This is a genomic window from Holophaga foetida DSM 6591 (assembly GCF_000242615.2).
Lineage (GTDB): Bacteria > Acidobacteriota > Holophagae > Holophagales > Holophagaceae > Holophaga > Holophaga foetida.
In genome coordinates, this window is record NZ_KI912269.1 from 307,532 (window position 1) to 320,752 (window position 13,221).

Below are 13,221 nucleotides of genomic sequence, written 5' to 3' on the forward strand. Positions count from 1 at the left end.
ATGAACTTCACCGAATTCATCGCCCAACGCGTAGCCTCTGGCCGCAAGCTCCTGGTCCCCTACCTCTGCGCCGGGTACCCCACGCCGGACCACACCGTGTCCCTGCTCCACGCCCTGGCGGATGGGGGCGCGGACTTCATCGAGCTGGGCATCCCCTTTTCGGACCCCCTGGCCGATGGTCCGGTCCTTCAGGCGGCCTCCCTGGTGGCCCTGAGGGCCGGGTCCACCCTGGAGAAGGCCCTGGAGGCCGCCGCCACCTTCCACGCCCAGCGCCCAGAGGTGCCCGTGGCCCTCATGGGCTACACCAACCCCTTCCTGGCCATGGGGGCCGAGCCCCTGGCCCGCAAGGCCGAAGCAGCGGGCATCGCGGCCCTCCTGGTGCCCGACCTCCTGCCTGAGCTCTGGGACCACCTCGCGGCCCCAGGCATGCCCCCCCTGGTGCCCTTCGCGGCTCCCAACACCCCGGAAGCGCGCCTGAAGGAGTTGGGGAGCATCGGCGGCCCCTTCCTCTACGCCGTGGCGGTGCTGGGCGTCACCGGCGCCCGGGAGAACCTCTCGGACAGCGTCCCGGCCTTCCTAGCCCGCACCAAGGCCAAGACCGGCCTGCCGGTCCTGGCGGGCTTCGGCATCTCCCGCCCAGAGCAGGTCCCCGACCTGGCCCCCGCCTGCGATGGCCTCATCATCGGCAGCGCCCTGGCCAAGGCCCTGGACGGCGCCGCCGACCCCGTCCAGGCCGCCAAGGACTTCCTGATACCCTTCCGGGTGGCGATGGACAAAAAGCCCTAAGTCTCACGCGGAGCCGCGGAGTGCGCGGAGGAGAACCAATCCAAGGCCCTTTCACCCGCACTTGCTTTCAACTCCGCGCCTCCGCGTCTCCGCGTGAACCATCTTTTCTTGAGGTCCCCATGCTTTTGATCCTCGATCCCCAAGCCACCCCTGAAACCCTTGAGGCCCTGCGCAGCGGGCTGGCGCGGCTGGGGCTCTCGCCTCATATGGCGGGTGAAGGCGGCACCGCCATTGGCATCGTGGGCACCGTGAGCGCCAAGGCCAAGGCAGAACTGGCCAAGCTGCCGGGGGTCCGCAAGATCGTCCCGGTGGCGGAGCCTTATCGCCTGGCCAGCCGGGTCTTCCACCCGGCCCCCACCCTCGTCAACGTGGGCAAGGCTCAGGTGGGGGGACGGCAGGTCGTGATGATGGCCGGTCCCTGCTCCGTGGAGAGCCGGGAGCACATCCTGGAGATGGCCCGTCTGGTGAAAGAGGCGGGCATTCCAGTCCTGCGGGGTGGGGCCTACAAGCCCCGCACCAGCCCCTACGCCTTCCAGGGCCTGGGTGAGAAGGGCCTGGAATACCTCAAGGAGGCCGGTGAGAAGTACGACCTGGCCACCGTGAGCGAGGTCATGGACGCCAGCCAGCTCCCGGCCATGCTGGAGACCATCGACCTCCTCCAGGTGGGCGCCCGGAACATGCAGAACTTCACCCTCCTTTCCGCCCTGGGCAAGGTCCGCAGGCCCGTGCTCCTCAAGCGCGGGCTCAGCGCCACCCTCCAGGAGTGGCTGATGTCCGCCGAGTACATCATGGCCGGGGGCAACGATCAGGTGATCCTCTGCGAGCGGGGCATCCGCACCTTCGAGCCTGCCACCCGCAACACCTTCGACGTCAGCTGCATCCCCGTGCTGCGGGAGATGACCCACCTCCCCATCGTGGTGGACCCCAGCCACGCCATCGGCGTAAGGGACAAGGTGATCCCCCTGGCCCGGGCCGGGGTGGCCGCCGGGGCCGACGGCGTCATCGTCGAGTTCCACACCTGCCCCGAGGAGGCCCTCTCCGACGGCCCCCAGGCCCTCTACCCCGAGCAGCTGGACCAGCTCGTCAGGGAGCTGGAGGGCATCGCCCAGGTGATTGGGCGGGGTATGAACAGGTAGGAGCTGTCAGGGCAGAACTCGATAACCAAACGCGGACATCAAGTCCCGATCAAGCATTCCGTTAATGATTGCGGTTGCGTTTCCGGAGAGCTCATCCCGCCACTTCTCGTCCAGGTAATAAGACCGATAGTATTCGAAGTCCTTGTCATCCCCCTTGGTGGATTGTCCAATCTGAACAAACTCCCCTGATTTTCGAGCAACGGAAAACCTAGCCTGAATCGTTTCAATCACCGATTCAGGGTCTTCAAAGATCCCCTCTGTCGTCAGATTCAACCCGTTCAGCTCAGCCAGCTGCAAGTAGGATCGGTTCTTCACATTCCACAATTCCACCGGGCTCTTCAGGACACTCCCCGCATTGTCTCTGAAGAGAGTCTTCCATGGACGCTGAAGAAACGTCTCAAAATCAGGCTTTATCGAATAATACTGATGATAAGGCCTACGATGCAGGGACAGCAGCCATGAGTATGGATTCTTTGTAATACTCAAAAAAGCAATGTTATTCCTACGGACAAGGGAATACCCCCCGAGATCATCTGCTGATTTCACACGGCCATGCTTCCAACCCAGGTTGCGACCATAGGCCAGGCCAAAGTAGATGTCCCTGACAAGCTCATTCCCGGGAAGCATGCTTTGGAGCTTCATCACAGCAGGCGGAACGACTCCCGGGATCTCTTCAACGTGAAGGTTGGCTTGAATCAACCTGCTCAGATAATTCGTGTTGGTGTTCCGCTCCCCGTACATCTTCAGCAAAAGGGTCATCCACCACTCCTCAGCAGCGGAACCCCTACCGGTAGTTCACATGAAAACCCGCCAACCGGTCCACCACCATCTTGATCTTCTCGGTGGGGGGGAGGATGGTGGTGCGGAAGTGGGCGGTGCCGGGGATCTGGCCGAAGCCGGTCCCGGGCACCACGCAGATCCCGGTGGCCTCCAGCAGGGCCAGGGCGTATTCCTCGTCGGTGCGGCCTTCCGGCAGATCGATCTTGGGGAAGGCATACATGGAGCCCGCCACCACATTGCACTCGATCCCGGGGATGGCATTGAGTCCCTCCGCCAGCACCCGCGCACGGGTCTTGAGGCCGTTGAGGATGTGATCCCGCTCCGCCACATAGAGGTCGTAGGAGGGCTGTCCGGGCTTGGGGGGGCGCACCACGCAATAGACCGCCACCTGCCCCGTGAGGTTGGAGCAGAGACCGACACTCTGCAGCTTGGTGATCTGGGCGATCACATCCTTGGGGAGGTTGCGTATCTCCATGTAGCCGCCCCGCTGACCGCACTCGCCGAAATAACCCTTGGAGCAGGAGTGGAAGCTGAAGAGGCTCACGTCCGTGACCCCACGCTCCACCATGACCTTGGCAAAGGAGACGAACTTGTCCGTCGGCAGGTAGATGTTGTCCTGGTAGACCTCGTCCGCCACGATCGTGAGCTTGTGCTCCCGGGCGAAGTCGATGATCATGGCGATGTTGTCATAGTCCAGCACGGAACCCGTGGGATTGCCGGGGTTGATGACGCAGATGGCCTTGGGTTTCACCCCGAAGCGGCGGGCCTCGTAGATGCTCTCCTCGAGCATGGCCTTGCTCAGCTTCCAGTTATGGGCTTCGTCCAGGTAGTAGTTGATCTGCTTGCCGTCATAGAGGGTGATGGTGGCACTGTAGAGGGGATACTGGGGCACGGGGGTCATGATTCCGTCATGGGGCCCACTGATGAGCATGCGCAGAACGGTCTGGACCGCCCGGGAAGCTCCGTCCGACAGGAAGATGGATTCGGGATGGGCCGGGATGCCATCCCGCTCGTGGATGAACTCCGCCACGGCCTCCCGGATGAAGTGGACGCCCTTGCTGTCGGAGTAGGCGCCCATGCCATGCTCGATGCCCACCAGGAGGCGCTGGGAGTTCTCCAGCACATCCGCAGGGAAGAGATGGGCCGCCTGCTGGATCAGCTCCGGATACTGGCAGAGGGCCAGGGTCTGGCGCAGATAGGTCAGGGGCTTCTGCTCCAGGGCCTGGGGATTGCCGATGTTGCAGTAGATGATCTCCCGCCCCTCCCGCTCCATATCCTGGGCCTTAGCCACGATGGGACCCCGCACGGCGTACTGAGTCTCCAAAACGGCTTTGCCAAGATCCTTGAGCTGCATGGTCATGAGGGGTCCTTCCAGGCTCTAAAAAGCGGCGGAGCACTCCGCCGCGAATATTCAATTCTGAGGGAAGGGGGTCAGGGGATCAATGCAAGAGTAGACTGGAACGGCAAGATGAACCGAGCGGGGGCGCTCCATGGGAAAGACCCCAGACATCTTGACCAGGCATCCTTTGGGAAGCTACAAATGTTGATTCTGGAGCAATTCCACGACAAACGCGAGGCCCTCGAACGGGTCCGACAGGCCCTGGAGCAGGATCCGCGAAGCCCCGATGCCCTGCGGTTGAAAATCCTGCTGGAAGGCCTCCCCCCAAGAGCAATGGCGCTCCAGTTGAAAACCCTGGTGGAACAGCTGGAGTCAGGTGGCGCCTGCGGGCCTCCCCTTCTCCGAGCCCTCCTGGCCCTCGCCCGGACCCTGGAACAGTGCGGCAAGGGCAAGGACGCGGTTCCGGTCTACGAGAGAGCGCTCCGATCGTCCCCCGAGGACGCTTTGGAGATCCGACACCATCTGGCTCGCTGCCTGCTGGACCTTCGCAGGCTCAAAGAGTTGGAGGAACTCCTGGAACGCTTCCACGAAGAGCCTAGCGCTCTCACGGCCTGGATCCGTCTGCTGGAGCTCCAGAAATCCGGAGAGCAGAGCGGCCTGGAACAGGCGCTCGAAGAGGCCCGGCGGGCCAATGCCCATGTGGAAGACTTCCTCACCTCGCGATGCCGCATCCCCAGGCATCGCCATTGCCAGGAGTCAGGAGCCCCCGGCAGCGAGGAGGAGGCCCTCCATGTGCTGGACCTGATCGGGGAGGCTTGGTTCAGCGACCGGGCCGCCCTCTCTTGGTTAATGACCAGAACATCGAGCAACAGAGCCGGGGGGCCTTCAGTGTGAGCCGTCCGAGACGGGGCACACGGCAAAGCCCCAGGCCTTCCGAGGGGGTCATTCAATCCTACCGAACCCTGACAGCCACCCTCATCCGGCCAGCCCCATCGATCTCCAGCACCCTCCACCGCAGAGGCCCGTCCTGGCCGTGGCCAACCTCGCCAGTCCCCAGATTGAAGGCGGCGTCATCCAGCTGCCATCGGCCCCACGGGTATCGCGGCTTGGGAGGTTCCGGGGTGCCCGGATGCGCATCGATCACCTGGACAGGGCCCCGGGATCCGCCGTCAACGGAAAGGCGTTCTGGACGGATCCTGGCCACGAGCAGCCCCTCGAAGCCCGCGCCCCAGCGCCCTCCGACCCGGCCGCCGTCGAAACCCCAGGGGCGGCGTACGGAGAATTCCCAGAAATGACCACGTCGGCGAGGATCCGGCACCAGCAGACGCTGGGGGTGCGCCCCGGGCGCCCGCTCCAGGGGATCCAGCCAGCCCTCCCAGGCCCTGGTCTCCATTTTGAGTGTGGAGACGGTATTCCTGAAACGCCCCCGGTACCAGAGTTCCGCGCGGGTCCACCCCATGGGCTGGGCGGGACTGTAGCCCATGTCCTGCTGCCAGGGCCCCTCCAGGGGGTGCTGGCGATCCCACCCTCGGAACTGCCCCGCATCCATCACGTCCCAGGTCCCGGCGGTGAGGGGATGTTTCGGATCCATGTAGAAGTCGTCCACCCGATGCTCTCCCATGCCGTGCATGGCTTCGTGGACCAGAATCCCCAGGGGCGTCTCCTCGGTCATGAAGAGCACGGACCACTGGACCGCGGGCTTCCATGGCAGGGGATTCAGGAAGCTGCTGGCGCTGAGATGCTCATCCTGCCCGGTCACATTCCCCGGTGCCCCAGGGGCGATGATCCAGAGGTGATCCGGCTTGCCGTCGCCCCCTGGCATCCCGGTGGCGTTGTTGATGCGATCGAAAGACGTGAGATCCCGCGCCTTCAGGGCCTCCAGCACCCGGCCGACCAAGGCGAGGCGCTGGGCGTCCGTGCGGGGACGGGGATGCCCAGTGTCCGTCAGATGAAGGATCTCCCCCTCCACCAGTTCCAGTTCCCCCTTGGAGATCTCATAGAAGTAGTTGGCGACACTGGCTTCGCCGGGCTTGCGACTGAAGAGGATGCGCCGGAGTTCCTCGTCAGAGCGACCCGCCCGCTCGTCAACAAAATCAAGACGGACCACCATCACGGCCGAACGGACACCAGCCCATGCGGGGCGGAGAACCCAGGAAGGCTCCAGCCGGGGCAGGAAGTCCCGCCGCCACCCCTCCTTCTCAACCACCAGCACCCGGTCCTCCTCAGGGAGATCCAACCGGAAGCGGCCATCGGCATCCGTCACGGCAAGCGGAAGGGGCGCCTCAATGCGCACCCTGGGAACCCGGGCGGGATAGACACGCACACCGGGAAGGCCTCGCTGACCATCGGTGATCCGCCCCTCCACAGCCGCCCCGTTGAGCCCCAGGCTGGCCGCGCAGATCAGGGACAGGAGGAGCTGGCGCATCAGCGGGGGAGGGAGCGCAGTCCCAGTTCCACCAAGTGCATGAAACGGGCGCGATTCACCTGGGCCTTGAGGGGCTTCCAGATCACATCGTCGATCATGAATTCGATCCCGGCCAGCAGTTCCGCCTCATCCTTCTCCATGAGCAGGAGGACCGGAATGTGGGAAGTGGCCGGATCCATCCGCAGCACGGTGAGAGCTTCCTGGACCCCCTCGATCCCCAGGGCCATGTCCATGATCACCAAAGTGTCAGTGGATTGCAGCGCGGAAACGACATCTTCGGCCCCATCCACCACTCGGAAGGCGTGATGGGTTCCGGAGAACTGGACAGGGATCTGGGCCTGGATGATGGAAGATGGCGTCGCCAGAAGGATATGGGCCGGGAGCTCGGGAGGAGGCTGCATGCCATCCCGTTTTCGGAGATCAGCCAGCTGAAGATGGAGCTTCACCCGGATCCGCATGATGGCGTCATCCACCCGCTTGGGCAGGTAGTCGTCGGCCCCGGCCTCCAGGCTCCGCTCGTAGGCGTTGGTCCTCAGATCCGTGAGCATGATGATCGGAACAGGACGGGTCCGAGGATCCGCCTTCAGCTCCCGGCAGTAGGTGAAACCGTCCACCCCTGGCAGGACCACGTCCAGCAGGATGAGCGAGGGGAGCTGCGTCTCAATCCATAGGCGGGCCTCCGGAACGGAGGCCACCGAGGAGATGGGAACCCCCAAGGCACCCAGGCGGGCCTGCATCGATCTGCGGAACAGAGCAAGATCATCAACCAGAAGGATCTGGTAGGGATTGGAAGAAGCACTCAAGGGGTACACCTAAGAATATTGGGGGGATACGGAGAGAGAGATCCGACGCCCCATCATACCCTGCGCCTGGGACTCTGTGATTCATCCGGGACGGACCCCATGGCTTTGGATACAATTACCGGTTCGAGGTAGTGCGTGACCGATCCCAAACTCATCCGGAATTTCTCCATCATCGCCCATATCGACCATGGCAAGTCGACCCTGGCGGATCGCCTGCTGGAGCTGACCCACACCATCAGCCAGCGGGAGATGCAGGCCCAGATATTGGATGACATGGACCTGGAGCGGGAGCGGGGCATCACCATCAAGGCCCACGCCGTCACCCTCAAGTACCCTGCCCAGGACGGCCAGACCTACACCCTGAACCTCATCGACACCCCCGGGCATGTGGACTTCACGTATGAAGTCAGCCGCTCCCTGGCGGCCTGCGAGGGGGCCATCCTGGTGGTGGACTCCACCCAGGGCGTGGAGGCCCAGACCCTGGCCAACACTTACCTGGCCCTGGAAAACGAGCTGGAGATCTTCCCGGTCCTCAACAAGACCGACCTGCCCTCCTCGGAGCCCGAGCGGGTGCTGGAAGAGATCGATCAGGTCATCGGGCTGGTGGACACCGAGCACGCCGTCAACATCAGCGCCAAGACCGGCCAGAACTGCGAGCAGGTGCTGGAGAACATCATCAAATATGTCCCGGCCCCCCAGGGGGACGCCAGTGCCCCTCTCCAGGCCCTCATCTTCGACAGCTACTACGACGCCTACCGGGGCGTAGTGAGCCTGATCCGAGTCGTGAATGGCACCCTCAAGACTGGGCAGCAGTTCCAGTTCATGAGCACCGGCAATCAGTACCGGGCAGACGAGATCGGCGTATTCAGCCCCAAGATGACCAAGGTGGACGAGCTCGGCGTGGGCGAAGTGGGCTACCTCACGGGCAGCATCAAGCAACTGGCGGACGTGAAGGTGGGCGACACCATCACCCACGCCCTCACCCACAACACCAAGCCATCCACCGTCATGCTGAAGGGCTTCAAAGAGCTTCAGCCCGTGGTCTTCGCCGGGATCTTCCCCACTATGAGCGACGACTACGAGGACCTGCGGGACGCCATGGACAAGCTGCGGCTCAACGACAGCTCCTTCCACTACGAGCCCGAGACCTCCCAGGCCCTGGGCTTCGGCTTCCGCTGCGGCTTCCTGGGCCTGCTCCACATGGAGATTGTGCAGGAGCGCCTGGAGCGGGAGTACAACCTGGACCTCATCACCACGGCCCCCTCGGTGCGCTACCACGTCTTCCAGACCGACGGCACCCAGATCGACGTGGACAACCCCGCCAAGCTGCCGGCCCTCCCTAAGATCGACCGCATCGAAGAGCCCATCATCGAGGCCACCATCCTCACCCGTCCGGATTTCGTGGGCGGCCTGCTCAAGCTCTGCGAGGATCGCCGGGGCATCCAGCAGCGCCTTGAGTACGTCGGCAAGGACCGCGTCATGCTGGTCTACGAACTGCCCCTCAACGAAGTGGTGCTGGACTTCTACGACAAGCTCAAGTCCATCTCCAAGGGCTACGCCAGCTTCGACTACCACATGAAGGAATACCGGGAATCCAGCCTTGTGAAGATGGACATCCTGGTGAACGGCGAAGCCGTGGACGCCCTGAGCGTCCTGGTGCACACCTCCAAGAGCCAGACCCTGGGCCAGCAGCTCACGGTGAAGATGAAGGAAGTCATCCCCCAGCAGATGTTCGATGTGGCCATCCAGGCCGCCATCGGCGCCAAGATCATCGCCCGCACCAACGTCAAGGCGAGGCGCAAGGACGTGCTCGCCAAGTGCTACGGCGGCGACATCAGCCGCAAGAAGAAACTCCTGAACAAGCAGAAGGAAGGCAAGAAGCGCATGAAGTCCATCGGCTCCGTGGATATCCCCCAGGAAGCCTTCCTGGCGATCCTCAAGGTCGGGGACGAGTAGCCATTCTGCTGCCCAATTATCGGCTTTGCTCAGCCGAAAAAGACATGAGCTGGGATGCCCAGGATGAAAGGGATGAAAAGCCGCTGACAGGAGGCTCGGCGCTCTGGCCAGGTTCAGGAAGGGCAAGGGGGCGTAGGCACGCCTACGTGCCACAGCCCCCTTGCCCTTCCTGAACGCGTGCGGCTTTGCCGCGCGCCCCCGCATCGCGGGGCGGGCCAGATCGCCTTTGTGAGCCATCGTTGCCCGCTGATTCCTTTATCCTGTTCATCCTTTGCATCCCAGCTAATTCGTTGTTTTTCGATGCCTGCCAAAGGCCTTCCTAGCCCCTCGGGTTTGGCTGAAGCGAACCGATAATCGGGTTCTGCTGAGCAGCCCCGCACAGCGGAGCTGCTCAGCGGTAGAACAGGTACGCGATGCCAATGGCGCCCACCAGCCCCACCGCGTCGGCGATCAGGCCGCAGGCGAGGGCGTAGCGGGTCCGGGTGACGTTCACGCTGCCGAAGTAGACCGCCAGGACATAGAAGGTGGTCTCGGTGGAGCCCTGGATGATGGCGGCGAGCCTGCCCTGGAAGGAACCCACGCCGTACGTGGTCATCACATCCACCATCAGCCCCCGGGCACCGCTGCCGCTCAGGGTCTTCATTAGGCCCACGGGCAGGGCTGGCACAAAGTCGCTGTTTAGGCCCAGGGCGACCACGGCGGCGCGGATCCCCTCAATCACGTACCCCATGCAGCCTGTAGTGCGGAAGACCGAAATGGCGGCGAGCATGGCCACCAGGTACGGGATGATCTTCACCGCCACCCCGAAGCCCTCCTTGGCGCCTTCCACAAAGGCTTCGTAGGCGTCGATCCGGCGCAGGGCGGCCACGGCGATGAAGAGGACGATGATCGACACGATCAGCCCGCTCCCCAGGAGCCCGATCACCTGGGCCATCCGCTCCGGCGACAGGCGGTGGAGCCCGAGGTAGAGGGCCGCCAACAGGCCGCAGAAGCCACCGTAGGCGGCGAGCACCGGGCGGCTGAAGAGGCTGATGCGCTGCCAGAGGGCCACGGTGACGAGACCGGTGGTGAAGGAGATGAAGGTCGCCAGCAGGGTCGGCAGGAAGATGTCGGCGGCGTTGAAGCCCGTGAGCCCCTGTTTCACAGCGAGACTGGCACGGATGGCGATCACCGAGGTGGGAATCAGGGTGATGCCCGCCGTATTGAGGACCATGAACATGATCATCGGATTGCTCGCCGTGTCCTTCTTCGGGTTGAGCTCCTGAAGCTCGCCCATGGCCTTGAGACCAAGGGGTGTCGCCGCGTTGTCGAGGCCGAGCATGTTGGCCGAGAAGTTCATGACCATGCTGCCGATGGCCGGATGACCGGTCGGCACATCCGGAAAGATGCGGCGGAAGAAGGGTCCGAGTGCCCGCCCGAAGAGCTGGATGATCCCGGCACCTTCACCGACCTTCATGAGGCCTAGCCACAGGCTCATCACGCCCACCAGGCCGAGGGAGATATCGAAACCGGTCCTGGCCGAATCAAAGAGGCCCGCGAGAACCCGGGAGAAGACTTCGAGATCCCCATGCAGCGCCTGCCCCAGCGCAGCGAGGAAACCGATGAGAATGAAGGCGATCCAGATGAAATTGAGCACGCGGCAGTCAGTCTATCGCTCTCCCTGGCACTTGTCATAGCGCCATGGTCAGCGACAGGATGCCACCTTCCCCTGGGCGGTGGCATCCTGTAGCCATGCAGACGGTACAGATCACCGAATCCCCCCAGCCCACCCCAGCGAGCCCTTCTGGCTTTGCGTTCTCGGGGCTGCAGAAGGGCATCCTGCTGGTGATCATTCTGGGCGTGCTGTACCTGCGACTCGCGCTGCGCCGCCGGAAGCGGGATCTGGTCTGCCCCCACTGCGGCAAGCGGAATCCCCATCACCTGACCCATTGCCGGAGCTGCAGCGCACCACTTTTCAGGGGTTAGCGCGGAATCGCGACCCGGGCCAGGCCCACGGCCTCCCGGGAGAGGTCCGAACCCTTGAAGTAAATGGGGTTCTACCGCGAAAACGCGCCCTTCGGGGTGCGTTTTCGGTACACTCCCTCCATGGAAACCCTGACTCTGGAACTCCTTGATGTCACCGTCAGCCAGGCGGTGATGGAGCTGCAGGCGGCCCTGAGTCAGCACCCACTCGACCCGATCCAGATCCTGCTCGGGCCGGATGAGATGATCCGCCACAACCTGCTGAGAATCCTCGAACGCAGCGGGCGGCGCGTGGAGTCCCGGCGCCATGGTTCGCTCTGGCAGCTGGATGTGGCGTCCACGGAAGCAAGGATTCCACACCCGCCGCCAGTCGCCATTCCCCTGCCAGTCCCCCCTCCGCTGGCAATCCCCGTTGCCCCAGCGCATAAACCGATCCTCCTCCTGCGCAGCGCCTTCACCCCCGGCGATCCAGCCCTGGGTCGCCGCCTGCTCCTGGGGGTGCTCCAGACCCTGAGCAGGGAGATCCCCTGGATCGGGCTGGCCCACCAGGGCATCGACCTCCTTGAGGATCCCACCGCCGTCCAGGTTCTCCGGGGCTGCCAGGACCGGGGCATCCCCGTGCGCCTCTCCAGCGAGAGCCTGCTCTTCCTGGGAGGGGATTCCGGCCCCTTCGAGGTGATGGAAGATCAGGAGTGGCAGCGGCTTCTGGGACGCGGCGGGATCAATCTGGTCTGACCACCTTGCCTGCAGAGGCCGCTCCGTGAAACCATAGGGTCAAATCAACCCCGAAGCCGGGAAGCAGGTGGAATGCCTGCACTGCCCCGCAACGGTAAGCGCCCCGGCCCAGCCGGGAGACTCTGACCCAAGCCACTGGGATGCATCCTGGGAAGGCGAGGGAGGTGCCCACTCACCTGTCGCGCGCGAGTCCGGAGACCGGCCCCCATCCCTCGCCGCGGGAGCGAGAAGGAGCATACGATGCAATTACCTGTTCTTCCCAACCTGGACCCTGCCAAGAAGACTGCCATCCAGGCCCACCAGGACGACCTCGCCAAACCCCAGGGCAGCCTGGGCCGCCTGGAGGCCCTGGGCAACCAGATGGCCTGGATCGCGGGATCCATCAAGATCGATGATCCCGAGGCCTACATCTTCACCTTCGGCGGCGATCACGGCATCGCCAAGCATGGCGTCAGTGCATTTCCCCAGGAGGTCACCCCCCAGATGGTCGTCAACATGGCCCTGGGCGGCGCTGCCATCAACGTCCTCTGCCGCGCCAACCGCGTCCACCACGCCATCGTGGATGTGGGCGTGGCCGTACCCTGCGAGCATCCCAAGGTGGTCCAGCGCAACGTGATGCGGGGCACCGGCGACCCCTTGGCCGGTCCGGTCATGAGCCGGGAGCAGGCCGAGGCCTGCCTCCAGGTGGGCATCGACATGGTGATGGCCCTGCCCCAGCACCCCTTCGCCCTGCTGGGCGTGGGAGAGGTGGGCATCGCCAACTCCGCCGTGGCGGCCATCCTGACCAGCGTCTTCACGGGAGTTGATTCTGATGCGGCCACGGGCCCAGGCACCGGGGTCCAGGGCAGCGCCCTGGAGAACAAGCGGAAGGTCATCCGTCAGGTGATCGAAAAGCACCGCCCCGACCCCAAGGACCCCATCGGCGTCCTGGCCGCCGTGGGCGGAACGGAGTTCGGCGCCATGGCCGGCGCCATGCTGGCCGCCGCCTCCCGAGGCTGGGCGGTGATCGTGGACGGCTACATCGCTGGCGCCGCCGCCTGCCTGGCCATGGCCCTCGACCCCAAGGTCAAGGACTTCATGGTCTGGTCCCATCGCAGCGCCGAGCCCGGGGCCACCAAGCTCCTGGAGAAGCTCGGCAAGGAGCCGATCCTGGATCTGGGTTTCCGCCTGGGCGAGGGCACCGGCGCTGCCATGTCCGTCCCCGTCCTCCGCAGCGCCTGCGCCATCATGCGGGAAATGCTCACCTTCTCCGGAGCCGGAGTCAGCACCGCCGTGTGATCCAATCCACATCTGAGCAGA

The 13,221-nt window shown here is 64.1% G+C and carries 12 protein-coding genes and 1 riboswitch; of the genes, 7 read left to right on the plus strand and 5 right to left on the minus strand.

Going from position 1 to position 13,221, the window contains the following annotated elements; translation table 11 throughout:
- Both trpA and aroF read left to right on the plus strand, forming a co-directional pair.
- Nucleotides 1–786 carry a tryptophan synthase subunit alpha gene (trpA, locus tag HOLFODRAFT_RS0216790; protein ID WP_005033531.1) on the plus strand — a complete coding sequence of 262 codons (786 nt, stop codon included), beginning with the start codon at nucleotides 1–3 and terminating at the stop codon, nucleotides 784–786.
- Between the two features lie 119 nt (nucleotides 787–905).
- Nucleotides 906–1,922 carry a 3-deoxy-7-phosphoheptulonate synthase gene (gene aroF, locus HOLFODRAFT_RS0216795; protein WP_005033528.1) on the plus strand — a complete coding sequence of 339 codons (1,017 nt, stop codon included), beginning with the start codon at nucleotides 906–908 and terminating at the stop codon, nucleotides 1,920–1,922.
- Between the two features lie 6 nt (nucleotides 1,923–1,928).
- Here aroF and HOLFODRAFT_RS0216800 read toward each other — a convergent pair whose 3' ends face one another.
- Both HOLFODRAFT_RS0216800 and HOLFODRAFT_RS0216805 read right to left on the minus strand, forming a co-directional pair.
- Nucleotides 1,929–2,681 carry a hypothetical protein gene (locus tag HOLFODRAFT_RS0216800; RefSeq protein ID WP_005033526.1) on the minus strand — a complete coding sequence of 251 codons (753 nt, stop codon included), beginning with the start codon at nucleotides 2,679–2,681 and terminating at the stop codon, nucleotides 1,929–1,931.
- A 25-nt stretch (nucleotides 2,682–2,706) separates the two neighbouring features.
- On the minus strand, nucleotides 2,707–4,062 hold the full coding sequence (locus HOLFODRAFT_RS0216805; protein ID WP_005033524.1) for an aminotransferase class I/II-fold pyridoxal phosphate-dependent enzyme: 1,356 nt from the start codon (nucleotides 4,060–4,062) through the stop codon (nucleotides 2,707–2,709).
- Between the two features lie 180 nt (nucleotides 4,063–4,242).
- Between HOLFODRAFT_RS0216805 and HOLFODRAFT_RS0216810 the strand changes: the two genes are divergently transcribed.
- Nucleotides 4,243–4,935: a tetratricopeptide repeat protein gene (locus HOLFODRAFT_RS0216810; RefSeq protein WP_005033522.1), complete on the plus strand. Its 693-nt coding sequence runs from the start codon at nucleotides 4,243–4,245 to the stop codon at nucleotides 4,933–4,935.
- A gap of 58 nt (nucleotides 4,936–4,993) precedes the next feature.
- Here the strand turns inward: HOLFODRAFT_RS0216810 and HOLFODRAFT_RS0216815 are convergent, their stop codons facing one another.
- On the minus strand, nucleotides 4,994–6,466 hold the full coding sequence (locus tag HOLFODRAFT_RS0216815) for a carboxypeptidase-like regulatory domain-containing protein (RefSeq protein ID WP_005033519.1): 1,473 nt from the start codon (nucleotides 6,464–6,466) through the stop codon (nucleotides 4,994–4,996).
- Nucleotides 6,466–7,269 carry a response regulator gene (locus HOLFODRAFT_RS0216820; protein ID WP_026939429.1) on the minus strand — a complete coding sequence of 268 codons (804 nt, stop codon included), beginning with the start codon at nucleotides 7,267–7,269 and terminating at the stop codon, nucleotides 6,466–6,468. Before HOLFODRAFT_RS0216820 ends, HOLFODRAFT_RS0216815 begins: the two co-directional genes overlap by 1 nt.
- Nucleotides 7,270–7,404: 135 nt before the next feature.
- On the opposite strand from HOLFODRAFT_RS0216820, the gene lepA reads away from it, so the two are divergent.
- Nucleotides 7,405–9,225: a translation elongation factor 4 gene (lepA, locus tag HOLFODRAFT_RS0216825; RefSeq protein ID WP_005033516.1), complete on the plus strand. Its 1,821-nt coding sequence runs from the start codon at nucleotides 7,405–7,407 to the stop codon at nucleotides 9,223–9,225.
- A 391-nt stretch (nucleotides 9,226–9,616) separates the two neighbouring features.
- On the opposite strand, the gene HOLFODRAFT_RS0216830 is transcribed toward lepA, so the two are convergent.
- A complete protein-coding gene (locus HOLFODRAFT_RS0216830; protein ID WP_005033514.1) occupies nucleotides 9,617–10,861 on the minus strand; it encodes a nucleoside recognition domain-containing protein in 1,245 nt (414 codons plus the stop codon).
- Between the two features lie 95 nt (nucleotides 10,862–10,956).
- Between HOLFODRAFT_RS0216830 and HOLFODRAFT_RS0216835 the strand changes: the two genes are divergently transcribed.
- The 3 genes from HOLFODRAFT_RS0216835 to cobT all read left to right on the plus strand — a co-directional run bounded on the left by HOLFODRAFT_RS0216835 (nucleotide 10,957) and on the right by cobT (nucleotide 13,200).
- Nucleotides 10,957–11,190 (plus strand): zinc finger Ran-binding domain-containing protein, encoded by a 234-nt coding sequence (locus HOLFODRAFT_RS0216835; protein WP_005033511.1) that lies wholly within the window; start codon nucleotides 10,957–10,959, stop codon nucleotides 11,188–11,190.
- 120 nt (nucleotides 11,191–11,310) lie between these two features.
- Nucleotides 11,311–11,922 carry a hypothetical protein gene (locus HOLFODRAFT_RS0216840; protein ID WP_148300522.1) on the plus strand — a complete coding sequence of 204 codons (612 nt, stop codon included), beginning with the start codon at nucleotides 11,311–11,313 and terminating at the stop codon, nucleotides 11,920–11,922.
- A gap of 34 nt (nucleotides 11,923–11,956) precedes the next feature.
- Nucleotides 11,957–12,124: riboswitch (cobalamin riboswitch) on the plus strand.
- 38 nt (nucleotides 12,125–12,162) lie between these two features.
- A complete protein-coding gene (gene cobT / locus HOLFODRAFT_RS0216845; RefSeq protein WP_005033506.1) occupies nucleotides 12,163–13,200 on the plus strand; it encodes a nicotinate-nucleotide--dimethylbenzimidazole phosphoribosyltransferase in 1,038 nt (345 codons plus the stop codon).
- The last annotated feature ends 21 nt before the right edge of the window (nucleotides 13,201–13,221 follow it).

What these genes read in the sequence shown, in the direction of transcription:
- HOLFODRAFT_RS0216840 (WP_148300522.1), top strand. Translation starts at nt 11,311, where the DNA reads ATGGAAACCCTGACTCTGGAACTCCTTGATGTCACCGTCAGCCAGGCG.
- HOLFODRAFT_RS0216800 (WP_005033526.1), bottom strand. Translation starts at nt 2,681, where the DNA reads ATGACCCTTTTGCTGAAGATGTACGGGGAGCGGAACACCAACACGAAT.
- HOLFODRAFT_RS0216810 (WP_005033522.1), top strand. Translation starts at nt 4,243, where the DNA reads ATGTTGATTCTGGAGCAATTCCACGACAAACGCGAGGCCCTCGAACGG.
- aroF (WP_005033528.1), top strand. Translation starts at nt 906, where the DNA reads ATGCTTTTGATCCTCGATCCCCAAGCCACCCCTGAAACCCTTGAGGCC.
- cobT (WP_005033506.1), top strand. Translation starts at nt 12,163, where the DNA reads ATGCAATTACCTGTTCTTCCCAACCTGGACCCTGCCAAGAAGACTGCC.
- trpA (WP_005033531.1), top strand. Translation starts at nt 1, where the DNA reads ATGAACTTCACCGAATTCATCGCCCAACGCGTAGCCTCTGGCCGCAAG.
- HOLFODRAFT_RS0216805 (WP_005033524.1), bottom strand. Translation starts at nt 4,062, where the DNA reads ATGACCATGCAGCTCAAGGATCTTGGCAAAGCCGTTTTGGAGACTCAG.
- HOLFODRAFT_RS0216835 (WP_005033511.1), top strand. Translation starts at nt 10,957, where the DNA reads ATGCAGACGGTACAGATCACCGAATCCCCCCAGCCCACCCCAGCGAGC.
- HOLFODRAFT_RS0216815 (WP_005033519.1), bottom strand. Translation starts at nt 6,466, where the DNA reads ATGCGCCAGCTCCTCCTGTCCCTGATCTGCGCGGCCAGCCTGGGGCTC.